This is a genomic window from Mucilaginibacter sp. PAMB04274, assembly GCF_039634385.2.
Taxonomy (GTDB): Bacteria; Bacteroidota; Bacteroidia; order Sphingobacteriales; family Sphingobacteriaceae; genus Mucilaginibacter.
Window position 1 is genome coordinate 2,064,801 of the sequence record NZ_CP155081.2, and the last position, 21,575, is coordinate 2,086,375.

A 21,575-nucleotide genomic window follows, 5' to 3' on the forward strand; every position below is an offset into this window, starting at 1 on the left:
ATTAACACAAAAAATTATTTCTTCGGGGTGCTCTTGGTGCTTTCTTGAGTAGTTATTTTTATAATTCCATACGATGCTTTTGCTCCGTATTGCGTGGTAATAGCGGAATCTTTAATTATATCAATACTCTTAATACTGTTGGGATTTAAGCCTTTCATGTCTTCATTAGTGGCTTCTTTGCCATTAATTAAAATTAACGGATTGGCAGCGGAGTTTGGGTTTTTAAAAGATAAGGTTAATGGCTCACGCGAGCGGGGGGTAGCGTATCCCATAACGGCTACTTCTTTTAACTGGCCTTTGGGCGATGACTTATGAAGACTGTCGAGCATTTTTTGGGAGGCAGCAGACGTCACACGTGTAAGGCTTAGTCTGCTGGTGTCATGTTTCGTAGTTACACCTATAACACCGGCTGTTCTGGTTGCTGAACCGCTGTTGTAAGAGCTTTTTAAAATAGCAGAATTCGAGCTGGTGACTTTTTCCAGCATCTCTTTCGTTTCAGGGGTATTAATGCCGTCTTTGGTTACAATAAGTACAGCTCCGTTTTTTGCCTTTTCGCCAAACAGGCTGGTGGCTGCTGTGCCGTGAAGCACGTTAACGCTATGGATAGCATTGGGGTTAAGGCTGCCCAGAGCTGTTTTAGAAGAGATAGGCTTACCGTTTATGAGGTAATAGGCCGAATCGACTCCAACGGAACCTAAAACAAGTTTACCCTTTACTTTTGGCGTGTCATTGCTAATGTTTATTTGATTAACTACATCATTAAAGGTGGTATCGACCGTTTGGTTAAGCTCTGTTCTGTAGCCCTTTAGCTCCGAGGTGTTAGTGCGTATGGTTACCGGTTTAACTACTGGCTTAATAACAGTCTGGTTGCTTGCCGTTGCATAAGTTGTGGCTTCAGTTGCTATTGCTATAACTTTGTTAGATGCTGCTTTGACAGCATGATAACCTTTTCTTATGAGTGCAGCCTTAGATGTTCCAAAGGCTAATAACAGCACTAACACAGCTGGTGCTATAAAGCTATAGCGGGTGAGGCTAAAAGCCGAAGATTTTTTTGAGTTCATCATCATAATTCTTTTTTTAATTGTGGAAATATTGAAGTGGTTCACCATGGCATTAGGAGAGGTGTTGAAACTGGCGTATAGTAAACTGTATTGGTAACTTTTTACGTCAGTACCTTTTTGCAGTACATTGCGGTCGGTAATAAATTCCAGGTTTTCGCTTACCGCCTTTTTCATTAACCATACGCCTGGGTTAAACCAGTAAAACATCAAGCTCAGTTCTGCTAATAAGATATCCAGCGTATGCCATTGCTTAATGTGCACTTGCTCATGAGCAATAATTGAATGCAGTTCTTCGGCAGCATGATGCCTTGGGTTGATAAATATACTTTGCCAAAAAGAGAAGGGATTAACCTCATCTGCAATAACTCTTACCTTTTGGTTATTTAAGTTAGCTGGTTTAGAGTTGTGGTAAATGCGGTAAAGCGACCAAAATTGGATTGCTAAACGCAAAGCCATAACAGAAACGCCAATCCAAAAAACTACAATCACCCATTCCCAATAATTGGCATGTGCAATAGGTTTTGCCAATACTGCTGCACGGCTGTTTAGGTTAATTACAACAATCTGCAACGGTTCCACCAGTTTTTGGTGGTGCTGCATCATGTTGCTCAAATCAATTTGCGGGTAAATGCTTGAAAATAAGATTGCCGTTATGAGGTATACGCGGTTTAATGTATAAAATGTTAGTTTACGTAGCACAGCATAATAGCCAAGGCAAAACAGCAGCAGGGCAATATTCACTTTAAGTAGATATATTAACAATGCAGGCATGGCTTTACTTTTTATGATTTTCAATTAGTTTTATAATATCTTGTAATTCATCGGCGCTTATCTTTTGGTCTTTTGCAAAAAAAGTAACCAATTCTTTATAAGAGTTTTTAAAGTAATTATTTACAAACCCGCTCATAAAGCGCTTCTTGTAATCTTCTTCCTTTATTAAGGCCGAGTATTGATAGCTATTTCCAATCTTTTCACCTTTCACAAATCCTTTGCGTTCTAAATTTTTTACAGTGGAGGCAAGGGTAGTATAAGGCGGCTTTGGTTCGGGCATGGCATCCAAAAAGTCTTTAATGAAACCTTTTGTGTTTTGCCATATCACCTGCATGGCGTCCTCTTCTTGCTGCGTTAATTTTTCCATCTTTCTACGATAACTTCGTAAATCTACGAAAGTTTCGTAAATAAAAAAATAATTTTTAGATATTTGTGGCTTATAAACACTTTCATCGCGTAATGGATCATAAGTTGGTAGATTAATTAGAAGCAGGGCAGGCCGTAAATGGTATAATTTACCATGGAGAAACAATTGCAGTTCTAAATCTTAATAACTTAGCAACTTGTAATTCAAATAAAATAAAATGCCTTTTAGAACAACAGTTATTACGGGTGCAACATCGGGTATAGGTAAAGAAACTGCTTTAGCACTGGCTAAAATAGACCATGCGTTGTACCTGTTGGTACGTAATGTTGACAAAGGCGAGGCCCTAAAAAAGGAACTGGTAGCACAAACCGGCAACCGTAGTATCTTTGTAGTGTACTGCGATTTGGCAGACATGGAGTCTGTACAGCGGGCGGCTACCGAGTTAAAGGGAAAGCTTTTTGCTATCAATACGTTAATCAACAACGCTGGTGGTATTAACCAAACCCGTAAGTTAAGCAAAGACGGTTATGAGTTAACTTTTGCTATGAACCACCTGGGGCACTTTTTGCTAACGATGAGCCTGATGCCTTTGCTACAAAAAGGGCAGGCCCGCATTGTTAATATAAGCTCAGAGGCGCACAAAATTGCAAGACCGCAGTTGTTAAACGATTTTCAGTTCGAACGCGATTACTCATCCTTTAAGGCTTATGGTTTGGCCAAGCTGTGTAATATTTATTTCACTAAATCGCTTGCTGAAAAATATGTTCAGGCTGGCATAACTGCATACGCTGTACACCCGGGCATTGTAAGCACGGGCTTTGGCACTGAGCTGGGTGGATTTGGTAAAGTGCTGATGTTGCTGGCTAAGCCTTTTATGATTACACCACGGCAAGGCGCAGAAACCAGCATTTACCTGGCCGGCGCTCCAAAATTAAATCCTAAGTTAAGCGGTCAGTACTTTAAAAAAGGGAGTGTGGCACAAACTAATCTGGCGGCACAAAATGCATCAGCACGTAATAAGCTATGGCAGATTAGCGAGCAGTTAGCGGCACCTTTTTTAAGATGAGCGTAACAATGTTGTAACATGTAATAATGTCATGGTTTTGTAAATAAGTTTTATTATCTATGCTTACTCAACCATAACGCTAATTAATATATGCTACTGAACAGAAAGCTCATCGTCACCATTGGCTTAGTATCTGCCGTAATTTTCGTCTCTACCACATCTATGCAGCAGCAGTCGAAAACTGTTGACGAAAAAAAGTTTCAGAATCTCAAAGTTCTGCCGAAAGACATTTCAGAAAAAGAGCTGCACAACGTAATGGACGAGTGGGGCGCGGCTTTGGGCGTACGGTGCAATTTCTGCCATTCGCGTAACGAAGAAACCAAGAAAATGGATTGGGCGCTTGATGGTAAACCCGAGAAACAAATGGCCCGCGAGATGTACCGCATGACAGCCAACATTAACAAAAAATATTTTAAAGCCGGCAAAGATTCACTAGGACGCATTATGGAAATGGGGGTTAACTGTAATACCTGTCATAAAGGGTCAGCACATCCCGAAGTAAAGGCCGCACACGTTGCCCGCATGCCGCGCCAGCAAGGTGCACCTGCTACACCGCAACCTGCCGCAACACCAGCGCAATAAACTTTTCAATTTAGCTTTGGTTGAATAGCAACTCTGTTAGCTCTTCAATCAAAGCTGCTTGTGCCCCGATAATTTTTTCTTTTGCTTCTTCAGCCGTAAACCAGGCCGCCTTGTCAATTTCGGGTACCGTAATCCATTTGCCCGATTTGTAGGGATATTCCATTTTGAAGGTATTACTCGCTACTACCTTATGGTCAATATCACCCTTAACTGCCCAGGCCTGCACTAGCTTGCCACCTTTTTGTTTAATGGTTTGCAAAGGTGTAAACGCACCCTGTATAGGTTGACCTGTTTCTTCCTCAAACTCGCGCTTGGCAGCAGTTAGTGCATCTTCATGCTCATCAAATTCTCCTTTCGGGATGCTCCATACACCAACATCCTTATTTACAAAGTAAGGGCCCCCGGGATGTACCAGGAATACCTCTAACTGATTGTCAACCAATCTGTACAATAAGATTCCTGCGCTTTTTCGAACCATAGTTATTAAGCTGTGATGTAAGTTGCATTTTCATATTCGTGCCGATGCATAGCCTTATACTACTAATAGTGTTAAGATATGTTAAAGATTAACCTACAGGAAAATAAGCATTTATCTTTATATCGTGATCCAAGCAAATGGGACATGAGAACACAACGGTTGTCACCATAATATGTTTAGCTTACCTTTTAGTTAATACAGTAGTATGTAAAATCGTAATCAACAACCAGCAAATTTCCTTTGCTACGTTGAATTCTGATTATTGATCATAACCCAATTGAAAAGTTTAGTAAGACTTTCGCCCTACATACCTAATCACAATCTACAATGCTAAAAGGCTGTTTCAAACAGCCTTTTTTTATTAATTAAAACGTTAATAACTGATAGTGCGAAAAGTAAGATTAATTCTTGGTTGCTTAACTTTGGTGGTCTTTGGCAAAGCGTGCAACCAGTTGGTTTGTGTAGCGCCTTTCATAACCAGTAGGCTGCCGGCTTGTAAAATAACAGCAGTAGTGTACTTGCTGATTTTGTGCTTAAAAGCAAACTTACGCTCCGCGCCTAAGCTTAGCGATGCTATAGTGGTATTTTGTCCAAGAGACTTTTCATCATCGCTATGCCATGCCATACCTTCGTTACCATCGTGGTAAAGGTTAAGCAGGCACGAGTTAAACTGGTGATTGCTGTGTTGCTCAACCAATGCTTTTAATTCCAGCAGTTGGGGTGTCCATATCAACGCTTGTTTGGTGGTATTAGAGTAGGTATAAGCATAGTTTTCATCACCGTACCAGGCTGCCTTGCGCTTGGTGATAAAGTGTTTTCCGAAAATGATAGCTTCGTCATTCTTCCAGGCAATAGTGCTTAAAAAAGCGTCTAAATAAAAATTTGCTTGATTAAGGTTTAAGATAGGGCCATAATAATTCACCTCCCCATCATAAGGCAGTAAATTAGTTCTAATATCAATATCGGCACTAAACAAATCCATTTTACATTAACTCAAAGCATCATGAAAAATTATGCCAAGCGTATACCGTTCGCCGGTATTTACTGTGCTTACGCCATGTTTCGTGTTTACACGGTAATAGCCTTTGGTGCCTTTAACCGGCCGAAAGCTAGTGGTGAAAATAAGCATATCGCCACGTTTAGGCTGTAAAACTATAGCTCTTGATTGAGCACGTGGTGTTTGTTCTGTAAGCACAAATTCGCCGCCGGTATAATCGGTGCCGGGTTCATTCAAAAAAGTACTGCCTGCATAGGGAAGTAAATTTCGCCATACAAATCCTGATGCAGTGTATTAAAGCCACCCGGACCATACTTCAAAATAAGTGCTGTGGGTTTTGTTTGATCTGCCTTGTGACACTGTCGCTTCAACTCATCATGTGTTAACGGATAAATGATGCCGGTGCCCAAAACATCCATCCATAAGTTGGCAACTTTAGCCAGATAGGGATAAGCAGCTTGTCTGATTGTAGTAATCAGGTCAGGCAAAGGATAATCGAAGTATTTGTATTCGCCCAGCCCAAAACGGTAACGTTCCATTACTACAGTTTTACGGTAGGCGCTGGTGTCTCCGTAATTTACAATAAGCTGTTGGCATTGTTCGGCGCTCAATATGTTTTTTACAACGGCATAACCATTAGTGTTCAGGCTGTTGGCTATAAATTCCCAATCCTTGCTTTGCAAGTTATATTCAATGCTATTCATCACTTATTTATCAGAAGATATTTTCCATTGTCTGTATTTTTCAGACATGCAGTTTCCGCAGGGGCGGTAGCCTGCCTTGAGAGCTTCCTGTTCGTTCTGGAAAAACACTCTGTTTTCGGCTTTCATGAGCTTACCGGATGCACAAGAAAGTGTACCATATACCTTGTTCTTAGTGTAGCCTGCTAAACTGACTTCGTTAGAATTAATTAGGGTATAAAGTCTCCTGGCACGCGCGTAAACTGTAATGCCTAATTCAGTATGCCGGTACATATTAGCCAGCTACAACTAACAACTTTGCTGCTTCCCAGCCAATCATGGCATTTTTGCGCACGCTGCCCCAATGGTACTGCCCAATCTCACCGGTTGAGCGTATCACTCGGTGGCAGGGAATAAGGAATGCCACCGGGTTATCGCCCACAGCCGAACCTACCGCACGGCAGGCATTAGGGTTATTAAGAATGCCGGCCAGGCCAGCGTAGGTAGATAGGCCACCCATTGGCACCTTAAGTAAAGCTTCCCATACCTTAAGTTGAAATGCGGTACCTTTTAAATGTAGTTTAACATTATCAAGCTGGCTCCAGTCTTGCGTAAAGATTTGCAACGCGTTCTGCTGTAGCTGATCAAGCAATTGATGGTAAGTAGCATTTGGGAAATTGTGGCGAAGCTTGGCCAAAGCATCCGGCTCCGGCTCATCAACAAAGGCCATATAACAAACTCCTTTGGGTGTTGAGGCTACCAGTAAGGTTCCGAACGGACTTTCGGTAAAGCTGTAATTAATATGCAGCTGCTCACCGCCATTTTTATATTCGCCGGGTGTCATGCCTTCTATCTTAACAAATAGATCATGCAGCCTGCCTGTGCCCGACAAGCCGGTTTCAAAAGCCGCATCGAAAAGCGAAGTTTGCTTTTCGCGCAAGATGGATTTGGCATGCTCAATGCTCAAGTACTGCAAAAACTGTTTTGGACTTATCCCGGCCCAGTCCTTAAACATGCGCTGAAAATGGAAAGGGCTTAAGTGTACATGTGCGGCCGCCTCATCCAGCGTGGGCTGGCGTTTATAATTGAGCTTTAAATACTCAATGGCCTGCGCTATCCTTTTGTAATCTATTTCGTTCTGCGTTTCCATGTTATGCTAATCTTTCTACAAAAGTAGCCCGCCTGCCAGTGCCCCAAAACCCGATTCTTGCTGTAATTTGTTAACGTTACAGTAATGATAATGATTTACAACTGATAAACGCACCAAACATTATACTTAGTTTTGCTGCTTAACAATATCCCTCCGGCAGGAGGATTAGGGGGTTAAATGTTTACCGGAATTATAGAGACATTAGGCCGCGTGGCCGAACTTAAGCGTGAACAAGGCAATGTTCATCTTAACATAGAATCTGAAATATCAGCCGAGCTAAAAATCGACCAATCGGTAGCGCATAACGGCGTTTGTCTTACGGTGGTAGCTGTAGATGGAAACCGGCACACGGTTACTGCTATTGAAGAAACGCTTAACAAAACCAACATTGGTCAGCTTGAATTAGGCGGCCTGGTAAATTTAGAACGTTGTATGCAAATGAACGCTCGTTTAGACGGCCACATTGTACAAGGGCATGTGGACCAAACTGCTGTTTGCACCATGTACAAGGCGCTTGAAGGTAGTTGGGAATACACTTTTCAGTACGATACCACCAAGGGTAATGTAACAGTGGAAAAAGGTTCTATATGCATAAATGGCATCAGCTTAACCGTTGTTAACTCAAAGGATGACAGCTTTTCTGTTGCTATTATACCCTATACTTATGAGCATACCAACTTGCAAAGTGTGCGCGAAGGTTCGGTTGTAAACCTGGAGTTTGATATTATAGGCAAATACGTGGCCCGCTTAATGCAGCGCTAAAGTCGGCTGCCTAAGGCGCTGATACGGCTCCTGGTATAATCTACATACACCTGCTGCACAGCCGGCGGATTAGTGCCTAAGTACCGTTTGTAGTACCTTACCGCCTTGGCCTTGTCTTTCAAATCGCTATCATATAAGGTAGCTAACGAGTAAAGGAGCAGTGGCCGTTCCTCAAACTGCAAACCCTTCTCGTAACTGTACACCGCTTTTTTAAAGCGCTTATGTTCCTGGTAACTGCCAGCCATTTCTCCGTAGTAGGTTGGTATGGCTGGTGATATGCCTTCGGTAATGGCCCGCTCAAAGTATACAATAGACTTCGGATAGTTTTTAAGGGCTTTGTAACTTAATGCCATATAATAAAAGGAAGTTTCTGTTTGCTGTATATCTTCCATACCAGCCAGCGTTTCGAGGCAACACATGTAGTTTTTAAGCTTATAGTACGCTTGCCCTAGCTTAAGCGCGGTAGGGTAGGTGCCGTCGCCCAGTTGCAACAGTTTCATGCCCACTTTAACAGTTTCAGCCCAGTTTGATTGTGCATGTACCAGCCTTAGAAGGCTTTGTAGCAGCACCACATTTTCCGGATCAGCAGTTATAGCCTTGTTTAACACAGCCTTGGCCAGTGCATATTTTTTTACGTTCACATACCAGTTGCTCAAGTCCGAAGCCACATCGGCGTCGTCTCCGTTAACCGCATTAGCTTTGCTTAGGTATTTGACATAGCCGGTAGTGTCATTATTGCGTGAGCTAATATCGGCCAATTGTTTGAGGACATAAAAGTTGGTTGAATCGACCGAAATAATACGCAAATAGTAGGTTTGAGCCTTTTGCAGGTTACCCCTTCGCAAATTGATGCCCGCTATACTATTCAAAACGGAAAGCTTGGTAGTATCTAATTGAAACAGGCGTTGATAATAGGCTTCGGCCTCAACCAATTTGCCCGCCATTTGCGTGGTGTAAGCCAAATTACGTAATGCATTAGGATCGCTTACAGGTTCCTTATAAACGCTTTTTAGATAGGTTGCCGCTTCAACATATTTTTGCGCCTGGTAGTATTCCAGCAGTGTACGGTCACTTACGGTGCTGGATTGTGCTGCTGCCCACGAGCTAACAGCTAATAGAGAAACAAATATGAGGAAGAATTTAGTGTTCATACATCCGATTAATATCAACTAAGGTATTAGTTAATATCAACACATCAAACTTTTTGTAAAAATTATGCTTGTAAGTAAATACTAATACATACTCAAATGGATAAGATCAGAAAGTTTGAACTAATGGAAAAGATTGTCCATGAGTTAGAGGACCTAAAAAATAGCCAGCAGGCTATCATACAAAAATTAGGGAAAATTGAAGTGGACAATATAGATTTGGGCGACAAACGGCTCGAGAAAGATTTGCCCGATATGCACCAGCGTGTTGCCGACAATCTGGATACAATTGCGTCTATCCTGGAAGATTTTGCTGATCAAACCAGCGATTACAACAGCAAGAATAATATTCAGGCGCTCAAAGAGCAAGAAGCAATCGATAAACTGTAAAAAAGAAAAGCCCTCAATTATGAGGGCTTTTTATTATTGGGCTTATAGATTATTCATCGATGCTTTTGCCCTTCATGGCCGTACTAATGGCTTGATCCATCACACGCTCTGCATAGGGGCGGGTTAGCTCATTAAGTTCATCAACCTTTTTCAGTATCAGATCCTTATCGCCGCTGGTCAAAACTTCTTTAAGTGCTTGTATATGCTGATGGGTACTGGCCACTTCTGCAATGCTGAGTAACTCGCCATGTTTTTCAATAAAGCGTTCAGCAGTATATACCATCTGCTCGCCCTCGGTACGAGCTTCAATCACCATACGTTGACTAACATCGTCTTTAGCATGGGTGATGCTATCCATTAACATTTGTTCTACCTGCTCATCAGTAATACCGTAAGCCGGCGTTACCTCTACTTCTTGCTTGGTACCCGACCGTAACTCGATAGCCTGAACTTTTAAAATTCCATCAGCATTCAGCAAAAAGTTGATGTCGACTTTTGGAAAGCCTGCCGGCATAGCAGGAATGCCCTTTAAATCAAACTCGGCCAATTTCCGGTTCTCTTTCACCAAATCGCGCTCACCTTGGAAAACTGATATTTTCATATTCACCTGTCCGTCAACCGAGGTTGTATACTGTCGGCCAGCTTTGGTGGGCACCTTAGAGTTTCGTGGGATAATTACATCCATCAGACCGCCCATGGTTTCAATACCGAGTGAAAGGGGCGTAACGTCCAGTAACAGTATATCTTTGCGATTACCGGCCAATATATCAGCTTGTATAGCAGCACCCAAAGCTACCACCTCGTCCGGGTTCATCTCGTTATGCACGGCTTTGCCAAAAAATTCGGCCACTTTGTTTTGTACGAGTGCAGTACGGGTTGAGCCGCCTACCATAATCACTTCATCAATATCAGCTGCAGTTAAGTTGGCATCTTTTAATGCGTTGGTACAGGCTGTTATGGTTTGCGCAACTTTAGGAGTAATTAGTTCTTCAAATGTATTGCGATCAATGGTACACCAAATGTCGCCTATTTTTTCATTGAACAGACTTTGGTGGGCAAATGCTTTTTTTGCCTCTTCGGCTTTCAAGCGCAGTTGTTGTGTGAGTTCACGGTTATTGGCTAGTTCATTTTTATCAAGCTGGTTTTTTTCAATCCAGTACTGCAATATGGCGCGGTCAAAATCATCGCCACCTAAAAACGTATCGCCATTAGTGGAAAGCACTTCAAATATACCGTTCTGTATTTGCAGTATAGATACATCAAACGTGCCGCCGCCTAAATCATAAACTGCAATAGTTTTGGTCTCTTCAGGGTTTAAGCCAATACCATAAGCTAAACTTGCCGCTGTTGGTTCGTTTACAATGCGTAATACATCTAAACCAGCCAATTTGCCGGCATCACGCGTGGCCTGGCGCTGCGAGTCATTAAAATAAGCAGGTACGGTAATTACAGCTCGGTTAACTGGTGTTTTCAACGCATGTTCGGCACGTTCTTTCAGCTCCTTAAGTATAAGCCCCGATAGCTCTATAGGTGTGTAAAAGCGGTCGCCCACTTTAACCTTAACCAGGCTTTCGCTGTTGTCATCAATTACTTTATAAGAAAAGAAATCCTTGTAATTTTCAATATCGTTATAAGAACGGCCTAATAACCGTTTCACTGAAAATATAGTGTTTTGCGGATCGGTTATCAAATAGTTTTTAGCTTCGTTACCTACCGTTATGCTTCCGGTAGTATCAAAGTGCAATACAGAGGGTACCAACACACCTTTGCCGGCATCATTAATCACCTTTGGGTTTTTATCCGGATCAATAAAGGCTACCAACGAATTGGTAGTACCCAAATCTATACCTACAATAATATCTTCCTTTTGTAACGAACCTGTAGCCAGGTTAATGGAAACTTTAGCCATAGTACTTGCTTAACAAGCGGCAAATGTAGGTAGTTTTAGCTTAACCCATGTCATGCTTATGTGAATTGCTTTGCATTGCTTAACCAATATTTTCTGTATATTTTCAGCACAATGTTTAAGCCTACTTTTTGGGGCGTGCTAACCACAAGCCTGTTGTTATTTACCGGTGCTGCAAAAGCGCAGCAGTTTGGCGGTAATCCGCCATCTGTAAAATGGAAAGAGATTAACACGCCTGCCGCACGAGTTATCTATCCTGTGGGAATGGATTCGGCCGGGCAGCGGGTAAACAGTATCATACAGCAGGCCAATAACGCTATAAAGCCAACTATTGGCTTTAAGCAAAGGCAAATTAATATAGTATTACAAAACCAGCTTATAAATACCAATGGCTATGTGGGCCTGGCGCCGTTTAGGAGTGAGTTTTATTTGACGCCGGCGCAAAACAGTTTTGGCTTAGGCACCATACTGCCGGTAGATCAGCTCACCTTGCATGAGTTTAGGCACGTACAGCAATATAATAACTCCGATGTTGGACTTACCCGCTTACTGCATACTCTTTTTGGCGAAGGCGGACAGGTGCTCGCTTATGGCCTTGCTGTGCCTAACTGGTTTGCCGAGGGAGATGCCGTATATAACGAAACCCTTTTAACTACGCAGGGACGCGGGCGTTTACCCTATTTTTTTAACGGCTACCGAAGCTTGTGGGCCGCAGGCAAGAACTATAGCTGGATGAAGCTGCGCAATGGTTCTTATCGTGACTATGTACCCGATTGGTACCCGCTGGGCTACATGCTTATCTCGTACGGGCGGGACAGTTATGGTAGTGATGTATGGCGGAAAGTTAATCATGACGCCGCAGCTTACAAGTCGTTAATTTATCCGTTTCAAAACGCGCTTAAAAAGCATACCGGTCAGGAGTATATTGCTTTTCGTACGGCAGCTTTAGATCATTTTAAATCGCAGTTGATTACACCTGATTTGCAAAAAGGTGCGCAGCAGTACAAAAACAGTCAGCACTTTATAGGTAACCAGGAGTTTCCGGCTTTTGCAAATGATAGCACTGTAATTTACCGGAGGTCATCCTATACGCAACGGCCAGCGTTTGTGATGCGCAAAGGTGACAATGAGCGTATAATCCGCCTGAGTGACTTTACCGTTGACAGTTATTTCCATTACAATAACGGACAGATTGTATATGCCTCCCGCCGGCCGGATGCACGCTGGAGTTACCGGGAATATAATGAACTGAAAGTTATCGATGTAAAAACAGGCTCACAACGGCAACTAACTGCCAAAACAAAATATTTTGCACCAGCCTTTAATGCCGATAACAGCCGCATTGTAGCTGTCGATGTACCAGCATCGGGTAGGTATACCTTACATATCCTAAACGCCAATAATGGCAAGCTCATTACAGCAGTACCTAATCCGGCAAACCTCTTATATACGTATCCTAAGTTTTACAACAATGACCAAATCATATCGGCCGTACGAAGGCAAGATGGAAAGACATCAATTGCCCTGGTTAATATTAGCTCAGGTAAGGTTGATGAGCTTACAATTGCTGATATGGCACCGAAAGCTTTCCCGGTTGTAAGAGGCGACACCGTTTATTTTTCGGCTACATCAGGTATTAACGATAAGCTGTTTGCGCTAACTATAAACAACCGGAAACTGTATGAGATGCAAGGTGACTCTTTGATGAACTACATTGGTAACTACCAGCCTGCTGTAGGAAACAAAAAGCTGGCCTGGATTAGTTTCAGTGCATTTGGTTACCAGTTACATCAGGCAGACAAAAAGAATTTGGCATTTAACCCGGTTGATGCTTTGCCGCCCTTACCGGATTTTCAGGTGGCCTCGTTGAAACAGGATTCAAGCACTAATTTGCTGGCGTCAATCCATACGCAGGTATTGCCCGCCAAAAAGTATCCAAAGTTTACGCGTCCTTTTAACTTTCACAGCCTGGTGCCGTACTTAGACGACCCGGAGTATTCGTTCTCCTTATTGGGAGAAAACATCCTAAACACTTTTCAAAGTGAACTATCTTTCAATTATAACCGAAACGAGGGTTATAAGCAGTTCGGTTTCAACACAATTTATGGCGCGCTGTTCCCTTACCTGTTTGGCAGTGTAAACTACACACTCGATAGGCGAGACTTTGGCTTCGATCAAAATCGGAATGCTGTAGAAGTGAACTGGAACGAGACCAATTTGCAAGCTGGTTTGCAAATACCTCTAAGTTTTGCTAGCGGACGTAATACTACGCGGTTTACCTATACCAGCAGTATTAACTACAGTATTAATGACGTTAAGCAGGTTGCGTTTAAAAATGCTTTGCCGAACAACACTTATTTAAATAACTCTATAACCATCAGCAATCAGGTTGCTAAGCCGTACCAGCTTATAAATCCGCAGCTGGCTCAAAGCCTAACGCTAACTTACCGTAATACCATCAACAATTTAGGTGCGCATCAGTTGCTGGCATCGGGCACCTTTTACTTTCCGGGCTTGGTCAAAACACACAGCCTCGTTTTTAACGTGGCCCACCAGCGGCGCGACCGCAACTATAGTATTTTTTCGAACCAGCTGCCTTTTTCCAGAGGGTACACTTCCGACAACCTATACAGGTTATACAAAGCTGGGGTAAACTATCATTTCCCGATAGCTTATCCAGATGCCGGTGTTGCCAACCTGGTTTACCTTATGCGTTTAAGAGGGAACTTGTTTTATGATTATGCACATGGTAAGGATTTTTACCGGAGCGGCGCTGCGTTTAAGGCTGATTTTAGGTCGGCAGGGGCAGAGCTTTATTTTGATACACAATGGTTTAATGAAAGCTCCATAACTTTTGGTGTACGGTATACCTATTTGCTTGATAACGATATTTTTGGTGGTAAGGGGCGCAATCGCTTCACACTGATATTGCCGTTAAGTATCTTTTGAGCCGAGGCAGGCTTCATTGGCTTTTTTTATGATGTTACGTACACGATCCGCATCCGTTTCATCTATACCATACTCACTGGCAGACGTTCCCATAATGATTTGAGTGTTACGGTAAACCATAGCGCTATCGCGGTGTACACGGGCTGAGGAATGTATTTCGGAAGCGCCGGTAAAATGAACCAGGTCTGCTGCGTTGTACTCACTCACGCCACCACCTGGAATGATGCCTATACGGCCATTTGCCCGTTGAATAAGCTGAGCTATTTTGCTGGCGCCTTCCATAGCACTGGTTTTACCGCCTGATGTTAAGATGTAGTCGAACCCTAGCTCAATAATGTCTTCCATAGCAGCAAAAACATCGGCGCATAAGTCAATAGCACGATGAAAAGTAGTGCGCATACCTGCTTTTTTCGCCATTTGCACCAGCTCGGCGCATCGGGGTTTGTCAACTGTGCCGCCGGCGTTCAAAATTCCGATTACTACCGCATCACAGCCATTTTGCCCGCAAAATTCCAGATCTGCTTTTATAATTTCTAACTCGTGCCTGGTATATAAAAAATCGCCCGCCCGCGGGCGCAGCAGCACATGAATTGGAATTTGAAGAAGTTGACGAGTAATTTTAATGTGTCCGTAAGAAGGAGTAGTGCCGCCTTCGTGCAGGTTATCGCACAATTCTATGCGTTTGGCGCCACCCTCTTGTGCCGCAATTGCCGATTGTACAGAGTTGGCGCAAACTTCTAGCGATATAGTCATGATATAAGTAAGTATCGTGTTTACGGTAAGCTAAGTCAAATAGGTTGTCGAAATATTTTATTGAATCCTCAACATAATTAAAATAGAAAGCATGCCATTTAGTAAAAGCTTTTCCCGTCAATTAAAAGATCTTGTTTTTCTTTATCGCAAACTGCAAAAGAAAAACCTTTTTGAATGGCATAGGCGCCATACTCGCCTTTTTTGTTAATTGCCAAGAACCCAACCTGTATTTGTTTAGCTGTTTCGGGTTTCTTTTTTATAATGCGCTGTACGGCCTCTTTACAGGCAGCCTCGGGCGAGTAGCCCTGGCGCATAAGTTCGACTACCAAAAAGCTGCCTACGTTACGAATTACTTCTTCGCCAACACCGGTAGAGGTTGCGCCCCCCACTTCATTATCTACGTATAAGCCAGCGCCAATGATGGGGCTGTCGCCCACACGGCCATGCATTTTGAAAGCCATACCGCTGGTGGTGCACGCGCCTGAGATGTTTCCTTTGGCATCAATTGCCAGCATGCCTATGGTATCGTGGTTATACTGATTACCGGGTAAGCCTTTGCTATTCTCGATATTGATAATAGGTTTGTACTCGGCTTTTTTGAGCCACTGTTTCCAGGCTTTTTCCGATTCAGGCAGCAATAATTTTTCTTTTTTAAAGCCTTGTTCAACCGCAAACTGGGTGGCACCTTCGCCAACCAGAAATACGTGCGGAGTTTTTTCCATTACCAATCGTGCTATTGTAATGGGGTGCGCAATGTATTCCATTGCTGCCACGGCGCCGCAGTTGCCGTTTTCGTCCATAATGCAGGCGTCCAGTGTAACATGGCCATCACGGTCGGGATAACCCGATCGACCAACGGTGTGGTTAGTTAAGTCGGCCTCCGGTATCTTAACACCGGCCTCTACAGCATCCAATGCCCGACCACCTTTAGAAAGTGTTTTCCAGGCCTCTTTATTTGCATCAACACCAAAGCCCCAGGTAGAGATAACAATGGGATAGCCGGCAGCTTGCGGTGGAACTAAGGGTTTTGCCGCAGCAATTTTATCTAACAATGACAAAGATGCTCCTGCGGCGGAGAGCTTAACAAACTTACGGCGGTTATACATAGGGGCTGAAGTAGTTGAAAGTGCTTAATATAGCAATTAACGTATAAATGTTAACCTTTGGCCAGGTAATGTCTCGTTAAAATTACCATCGGTATAAGCCAAATGCCCCGATACCAACGTATGCCTGATGGAGGCTGGAAACGTTGTTCCTTCAAATGGGCTCCAACCGCATTTGTATAGGATGTTTTGTTTGGCAACCTGCCACGGCTTGTTCAAATCAACCAAAACAAGATCGGCCCAATAGCCTTCACGGATGAACCCGCGCTTTTCAATCTGGAACAAGGTAGCCACATTGTGAGCTGTTTTCTCGGCTATTTGCTCTAAAGTGATTTTGCCTTGATTATACATGGCCAACAGGGCCGGTAACGCGTGCTGCACCAGCGGGCCACCCGAAGGGGCTTGCAGGTAAGATTGTGCTTTTTCATCGGCGGTGTGCGGTGCATGGTCGGTTGCTATTACATCTATACGGCCATCCAGTACGGCTTGTAATATGGCATCACGATCCTGTGCTGTTTTAACGGCTGGGTTCCACTTAATAAGGTTGCCTTTCGTGGCATAGTCCCCGTCACTAAACCAAAGGTGGTGTACACAGGCCTCAGCGGTTATCTTCTTGTCTTTAAGCGGTATTGTATTGTCAAACAGCTCAGTTTCTTTGGCTGTGGAAATGTGTAGGATATGCAACCGTGCACAATGCTTTTTAGCCAGCTCTATGGCCATAGATGATGACAAGTAGCAAGCCTCAGCGCTGCGTATCTTGGGATGATATTCAATAGTGATGTTCTCGCCCATTAACTGTTTGAAATGCGCCAGGTTGTCTTTAATGGTCTGTTCGTCTTCGCAGTGTGCAGCAATTAACATGGGCGATTGTGAAAACAGGTTCTCGAGTGTTTTAGGGTTATCCACCAGCATATTGCCGGTTGATGAACCCATAAAAACTTTAACACCACATACATTCAGCGCATCGGTCTGCAACACCTCGTCCAGGTTATCGTTAGAGGCGCCCATGTAGAACGAGTAATTGGCCAATGATTTTTGGGCTGCTATATCATATTTATCTTGCAATAGTTGCTGTGTTAGGGTGTTGGGCACAGTGTTGGGCATTTCCATAAAGGAAGTAATGCCACCGGCCACCGCAGCTCGCGATTCGGTATAAATATCGCCTTTAGGGGTTAACCCCGGTTCGCGGAAGTGCACCTGGTCATCAATACAGCCGGGTAGGAGGTAGAGCCCTTCGGCGTTAATCTCTTGGGTAGCCGCAGTATTAATGGTGGCATCAATGCGTTCAATATGGCCGTCTTTAACCAGCACATCGGCAACAGTTTGCCGGTTTTCGTTTACTATAGTTGCAGATTTAATAAGGATGGAAGACATGGCGTAAAGGTAACAACAAATGCGCACATGTAGTGAGTGAGTGCTGAAGCAGAATCCTGAGGTCCTAATAATCAAAACGCCTCTTTCATCTGGTGCGAGGCTCTTGTAAAAACATTCCCACAGTCAGCATTGTAGAAGTTATTTAGCTTTTGTCAGTAAGGTGAGTGCTATTAAGTAGTTTACTTACTGAAAGTTAACCTTTTCGGAATCTCTTCAAGAGATTTAAGATAGAACTTGCGAAACGCCCCCCTTTGTGACTGCTTTTATGGTGAGTAGCGAAGCGGTTAGTAAAGATTGGGAACACATCAAACAAAAAAGGCGCTCATGATTTTTATGAGCGCCTTTTTTGTTCATTATTTTCTTATAAGCCTGCTTTGGTAATGGCCATTGAGCTATCGGCAGGGTTGGCAAAATCAGCCACAAAATTTTCGTTCAGGTATTTGGATGTATATCCGTTTACATCGGCGTTCACGTAAAGCATGTTTTTGCCTTTTATTAAATCAATAATTTTATTTGATACCTCAGGCGATACTGCAGGGCAACCAAAGCTGCGGCCTAAACGGCCTAATTGTTTAATGGTGTTCTCGCAAACATAATCGGCAGCATGTAATACAACAGCGCGGGAGCGGGCATGTGAATTAAATCCGGAATCCATGCCATCCAGGCGTAACGAACGGCCATGTTTACCGTAATATACGTCGTCGGTTACATAAAAGCCCAAACTGCTCTGGTGCGATTCATTACGATCCGAAAACTGAGTGGGCATATCTCCGCCGCTACCTTGTCCGTGAGCTACCCATGTGTTTAGCAACAGTTGTTTTTTAACCAAATCAACTATCCACATGCGTTTCTGAGTGCTTGCCTTATTGAAATCAACAATGGCAACCACGCTGCTTGATGTTGCCAGCTTACGGTTTTGCTTTAAATTATAGTATCCGGTAACCGCCTTTTGAAAAACAGGGTAATCTAATCCTGTGGTTTTTAAACCCGCAGTTTGATAAATGTCAGATACGTAGCCTGCATAAGCACTGGTTACAGCGTTTGCTTTGGCTTCTTTTTTAGTTAATACAACTGCTTTTTTTACTGTAGCCGAACGCGAGCTTAAAATAGCGCTGGTTAAAATAACAAGCAGAGTGATGGCTAACCAAAATCTTCTTTTCATATGTCCGTTGATAGTTTTAATCATGGTAGTGCTTAAAAAGTCAACAGGCTTAAGTTGGAGGTTATAATTGTTTGTGATTGTACTACAAATATAATCGAAACGCAGCCTTAATACGTCATCGTATTTTCATTTATATTAACCGGCGGTTAAGCAAAATGTTTAAAAATGAGTGCTTATTGCACCCATTTTACTTTTTCCTCCAGTGGTGTTTTACGTACGCCTTCGGGTTTTGTTTCGCTATAACCAAGGTACAGTATACCTAACACCTGGTCTTCGGCACCCAAACCCAAGTACTCTTTCATAATAGGTTTTAAAGTAGCACCTCCAGTGCTCCAAAAAGAGCCAATGTTTAAAGATGCTGCGGCTAACAAAATGTTTTGTATGGCACATGATGCCGCTGCAACCTCTTCCACAACCGGAATTTTAGACAACTCGCTGCGGTGCATAATAGCTACTACTACGTGCGATACATTGTTGCCCAGATTAGCCAGGTTAGTGTACGTAGCAGGGTTGAAGTTTCCGGCCTGTTCAGCAGCCTGCTTGTATAATTCGGCGTGTTGTTGAGTAAAGGTTAAAGGGTTTTCATATACCACAAAGCGCCATGGCTCAGTATAAGCATGGGTAGGGGCCCAATCGGCCAGTTCTAACAAGGCGGCTACCTGAGCATTGGGTATTTTCTGACCATTCATTGTACCTGGTTTAATGGTACGACGGTTTTTAATGGTTTCGGCTATAATAGTGAAATTTTGATCGCTCATAAAAATTCAATTTTGCTGTAAGGCAGCAAAAATAAGCGAATAAATGAAAAGCATAACACCTTTTATGGAAAGTGCAAAATTTAATGGCACAGCTAAAGTGCTGACCCAAATATTGAGGAAGTAGGGCACGCCTAAGAGATAACCAGTTCAGCATGTTTTTACAGAACAGGCTATTACGCACAGATCATACTGGCCCTGCCATAGGTCGGTATCTACTTAGAATCATGACGCAACAGTCTGTTTCAATTATCCGCAAGCAGCTCTGCCTCTTAAGAGCTATTGTTTAATAAAGAGTTGAAGGTATACTTAGGGGTATAACCCAGCATAGTTTTAGCCTTATCGGTCACATACACCCGGTCAATACTTTCCGGAAACTTCCATCCATTTTTTTTATAAAAGTCTTCGGCTTCTGGGTAGTGTTTTAGGATTATTTCGGTAGGGTTATGCTTCAACGTTACCAGTTCATCTTTCGAGAATGATGAACTGCTTGCTATATTAAAGACTTCGAATTCTTGGAAAGTATGCTGTAAGGCTAAATATAAAGCTTCTGCACCATCACGTTCGTCAAGACCACGATAAAGCCGGTGATTGGCCTCCAGGTTAGCTTCTTCGGGCAAAAAACGGCCAACCCTGTATACGGATGCTTGTACGCCCTCTTTGTAAAAGAAGTCTTTGCACAACTGTTCAGCGGCCTGTTTGGTAATGTCATAAATATCGCGCGGTTGTTCGGTTAATAATTCATCAACCCACACCGCCTGGTGAGGGCTAACCATCGCGTTGCCGTATATTGATGTTGTGCTGATATACAGAAATTTATTGATGCCCTGCTTGGTACAAGCGTTCAACAAATTAAGCGTTCCGTAAATATTAATGTCTATAAATGCCTCCCTGGAGTAACCCAGATCATAGTGTCGGCCATGAATGGCTGCGGTATGGATAATAGCATCTATATGGCGTGTTGCCTCAAGTACTTGTTCTTTAAGGTTTACATTTAGTAAAACGTCAGTCGTAACGCCAGGAACCAAGTCGGCACCAATTGCGTTATATCCGGCAGCTTTTAAACGTTGCATCACCACCGTACCCAATTTGCCTGCTGAACCGGTGACTAAAATGTTCATTTCTTAACTTTTATAAGTGTATTTGGAAGCCAACAATATCTTATGTTTTGCAAGCATATTTGGTTCTTAGCGCCAATTTAATTCTAGCATACATTACATATCTTTTCTAAGTGAGTACGCTAAAGTTATTATTTGAAAAGGCGTATCTCAGTTTTGGGATAACAATTCTTTGTTTGGGAGGGCCTTAACGAAGTTACTGTTGTAATACTGCCTTTATGGTGCTCTTGAAAGATGGTAGCGTTGTTTGCCCCGTGCCAGTGGCTGAGTAGCGGATGATATGGCTTTTATCGGCCACCACGTATGATGGCATGTGATTAAGCTGGTAAGCACTGTATGCAGCGCTTGCCTGATTTAAAAATTGGGCATATAAAAGGGGCTTCTCTTTCAGCTTGGCTTGTGCTACTTGCTTGCTGTCTCTGCTTATGGCTAAAACCACCAGTTCTTCTGGATTATGTATCTGCTTCAAAAAATCGTTAATATCGGCAAAACTTTCGGTGCAGGGCGGGCAGCCTGCACTCCAAAATATTAAAACGATTACCTTATTGCTCAGCTCGGCAGGTTTCATTACCTGTAATAACGGCATTACGTCTAGTTCCATGCCCTCCTGCAATTGCGGACTTTTAATAATGGTGAATTTCTTCATCATTGTGTACTGCCTGTTCTGCTCCTCAACGCTCAGGCGTTTTAAAAACTTTTTAGCAGTCGGGTCGCCGGGCATGCCGCCCTTAATTGTAACGGTATACTCGCCTGAGTTAAGTAGCCGCAGGTATTGATAATAATGCAAAGCCTTACCTTGCTCATTATAAACAACCTCGTTGGTATCCAAGCGTGTGCTGCTTTGAATGGTGCGTGTATAGGTACGGCGTACGGTATCCTGACCATAGGCGCAAACAGTCATCATTGTTACCATACATAAAATGCTGAATACTTTCATGTGTGTTTGGCAGTAGGGTTATAATAAAAAAGGCCCTTATTTTAAGAAGGGCCTGTACATTGTTTA

The 21,575-nt window shown here is 43.0% G+C and carries 20 protein-coding genes and 1 pseudogene; 5 read left to right on the top strand and 16 right to left on the bottom strand.

Annotation, left to right across the window (positions count from 1 at the left end):
- Positions 1-14: 14 nt before the first annotated feature.
- Together ABDD95_RS08675 and ABDD95_RS08680 are read right to left on the bottom strand one after the other, a co-directional pair.
- Positions 15-1,832, bottom strand: a complete 1,818-nt coding sequence (locus tag ABDD95_RS08675) for a M56 family metallopeptidase (RefSeq protein WP_345951492.1) — start codon at positions 1,830-1,832, stop codon at positions 15-17.
- A 4-nt stretch (positions 1,833-1,836) separates the two neighbouring features.
- A complete protein-coding gene (locus tag ABDD95_RS08680; RefSeq protein WP_345951493.1) occupies positions 1,837-2,199 on the bottom strand; it encodes a BlaI/MecI/CopY family transcriptional regulator in 363 nt (120 codons plus the stop codon).
- Positions 2,200-2,416: 217 nt separating this feature from the next.
- Here ABDD95_RS08680 and ABDD95_RS08685 point away from each other — a divergent pair, with 217 nt between their 5' ends.
- Together ABDD95_RS08685 and ABDD95_RS08690 are read left to right on the top strand one after the other, a co-directional pair.
- Positions 2,417-3,265, top strand: a complete 849-nt coding sequence (locus ABDD95_RS08685; protein ID WP_345951494.1) for an SDR family oxidoreductase — start codon at positions 2,417-2,419, stop codon at positions 3,263-3,265.
- A gap of 90 nt (positions 3,266-3,355) precedes the next feature.
- Positions 3,356-3,847, top strand: coding sequence for a c-type cytochrome (locus tag ABDD95_RS08690; RefSeq protein WP_345951495.1), 492 nt, complete (start codon positions 3,356-3,358; stop codon positions 3,845-3,847).
- A 10-nt stretch (positions 3,848-3,857) separates the two neighbouring features.
- Here the strand turns inward: ABDD95_RS08690 and ABDD95_RS08695 are convergent, their stop codons facing one another.
- From ABDD95_RS08695 to ABDD95_RS08715, 5 genes and pseudogenes are all read right to left on the bottom strand, one after another.
- Positions 3,858-4,325: an NUDIX domain-containing protein gene (locus ABDD95_RS08695; protein WP_345951496.1), complete on the bottom strand. Its 468-nt coding sequence runs from the start codon at positions 4,323-4,325 to the stop codon at positions 3,858-3,860.
- A 373-nt stretch (positions 4,326-4,698) separates the two neighbouring features.
- On the bottom strand, positions 4,699-5,307 hold the full coding sequence (locus ABDD95_RS08700; protein WP_345951497.1) for an alpha-ketoglutarate-dependent dioxygenase AlkB: 609 nt from the start codon (positions 5,305-5,307) through the stop codon (positions 4,699-4,701).
- Positions 5,308-5,313: 6 nt separating this feature from the next.
- Positions 5,314-6,026: pseudogene (locus ABDD95_RS08705) on the bottom strand (2OG-Fe(II) oxygenase).
- A gap of 3 nt (positions 6,027-6,029) precedes the next feature.
- Positions 6,030-6,296 (bottom strand): Ada metal-binding domain-containing protein, encoded by a 267-nt coding sequence (locus tag ABDD95_RS08710; protein ID WP_345951500.1) that lies wholly within the window; start codon positions 6,294-6,296, stop codon positions 6,030-6,032.
- 1 nt (position 6,297) lies between these two features.
- The gene (locus ABDD95_RS08715) at positions 6,298-7,152 is read right to left on the bottom strand and encodes a methylated-DNA--[protein]-cysteine S-methyltransferase (protein WP_345951501.1); all 855 of its coding nucleotides are present in this window, start codon (positions 7,150-7,152) and stop codon (positions 6,298-6,300) included.
- A 177-nt stretch (positions 7,153-7,329) separates the two neighbouring features.
- Between ABDD95_RS08715 and ABDD95_RS08720 the strand changes: the two genes are divergently transcribed.
- Entirely contained in the window at positions 7,330-7,914 is a 585-nt protein-coding gene (locus ABDD95_RS08720; protein WP_345951502.1) for a riboflavin synthase, read from the top strand.
- On the opposite strand, the gene ABDD95_RS08725 is transcribed toward ABDD95_RS08720, so the two are convergent.
- Positions 7,911-9,065, bottom strand: coding sequence for a tetratricopeptide repeat protein (locus tag ABDD95_RS08725; protein ID WP_345951503.1), 1,155 nt, complete (start codon positions 9,063-9,065; stop codon positions 7,911-7,913). The genes ABDD95_RS08720 and ABDD95_RS08725 overlap by 4 nt on opposite strands.
- 96 nt (positions 9,066-9,161) lie before the next feature.
- Between ABDD95_RS08725 and ABDD95_RS08730 the strand changes: the two genes are divergently transcribed.
- Positions 9,162-9,452 (top strand): hypothetical protein, encoded by a 291-nt coding sequence (locus ABDD95_RS08730; protein WP_345951504.1) that lies wholly within the window; start codon positions 9,162-9,164, stop codon positions 9,450-9,452.
- A gap of 49 nt (positions 9,453-9,501) precedes the next feature.
- Here the strand turns inward: ABDD95_RS08730 and hscA are convergent, their stop codons facing one another.
- Entirely contained in the window at positions 9,502-11,361 is a 1,860-nt protein-coding gene (gene hscA / locus ABDD95_RS08735; protein WP_345951505.1) for a Fe-S protein assembly chaperone HscA, read from the bottom strand.
- Between the two features lie 111 nt (positions 11,362-11,472).
- Between hscA and ABDD95_RS08740 the strand changes: the two genes are divergently transcribed.
- The gene (locus tag ABDD95_RS08740) at positions 11,473-14,307 is read left to right on the top strand and encodes a hypothetical protein (RefSeq protein WP_345951506.1); all 2,835 of its coding nucleotides are present in this window, start codon (positions 11,473-11,475) and stop codon (positions 14,305-14,307) included.
- On the opposite strand, the gene ABDD95_RS08745 is transcribed toward ABDD95_RS08740, so the two are convergent.
- The 7 genes from ABDD95_RS08745 to ABDD95_RS08775 all read right to left on the bottom strand — a co-directional run bounded on the left by ABDD95_RS08745 (position 14,293) and on the right by ABDD95_RS08775 (position 21,509).
- Positions 14,293-15,060 carry a copper homeostasis protein CutC gene (locus ABDD95_RS08745; RefSeq protein ID WP_345951507.1) on the bottom strand — a complete coding sequence of 256 codons (768 nt, stop codon included), beginning with the start codon at positions 15,058-15,060 and terminating at the stop codon, positions 14,293-14,295. The genes ABDD95_RS08740 and ABDD95_RS08745 overlap by 15 nt on opposite strands.
- Positions 15,061-15,158: 98 nt before the next feature.
- Entirely contained in the window at positions 15,159-16,166 is a 1,008-nt protein-coding gene (locus tag ABDD95_RS08750; RefSeq protein WP_345951508.1) for a N(4)-(beta-N-acetylglucosaminyl)-L-asparaginase, read from the bottom strand.
- A gap of 36 nt (positions 16,167-16,202) precedes the next feature.
- On the bottom strand, positions 16,203-17,537 hold the full coding sequence (locus ABDD95_RS08755) for a dihydroorotase (protein ID WP_345951509.1): 1,335 nt from the start codon (positions 17,535-17,537) through the stop codon (positions 16,203-16,205).
- A gap of 361 nt (positions 17,538-17,898) precedes the next feature.
- Positions 17,899-18,699, bottom strand: coding sequence for a murein L,D-transpeptidase catalytic domain family protein (locus ABDD95_RS08760; protein ID WP_345951510.1), 801 nt, complete (start codon positions 18,697-18,699; stop codon positions 17,899-17,901).
- A gap of 173 nt (positions 18,700-18,872) precedes the next feature.
- Positions 18,873-19,457 carry a nitroreductase gene (locus ABDD95_RS08765; RefSeq protein WP_345951511.1) on the bottom strand — a complete coding sequence of 195 codons (585 nt, stop codon included), beginning with the start codon at positions 19,455-19,457 and terminating at the stop codon, positions 18,873-18,875.
- 269 nt (positions 19,458-19,726) lie between these two features.
- Positions 19,727-20,575 carry an NAD(P)-dependent oxidoreductase gene (locus ABDD95_RS08770; RefSeq protein WP_345951512.1) on the bottom strand — a complete coding sequence of 283 codons (849 nt, stop codon included), beginning with the start codon at positions 20,573-20,575 and terminating at the stop codon, positions 19,727-19,729.
- A gap of 193 nt (positions 20,576-20,768) precedes the next feature.
- Complete coding sequence (locus ABDD95_RS08775; protein ID WP_345951513.1) at positions 20,769-21,509, bottom strand: TlpA disulfide reductase family protein; 741 nt, start codon at positions 21,507-21,509, stop codon at positions 20,769-20,771.
- Between the last annotated feature and the right edge of the window lie 66 nt (positions 21,510-21,575).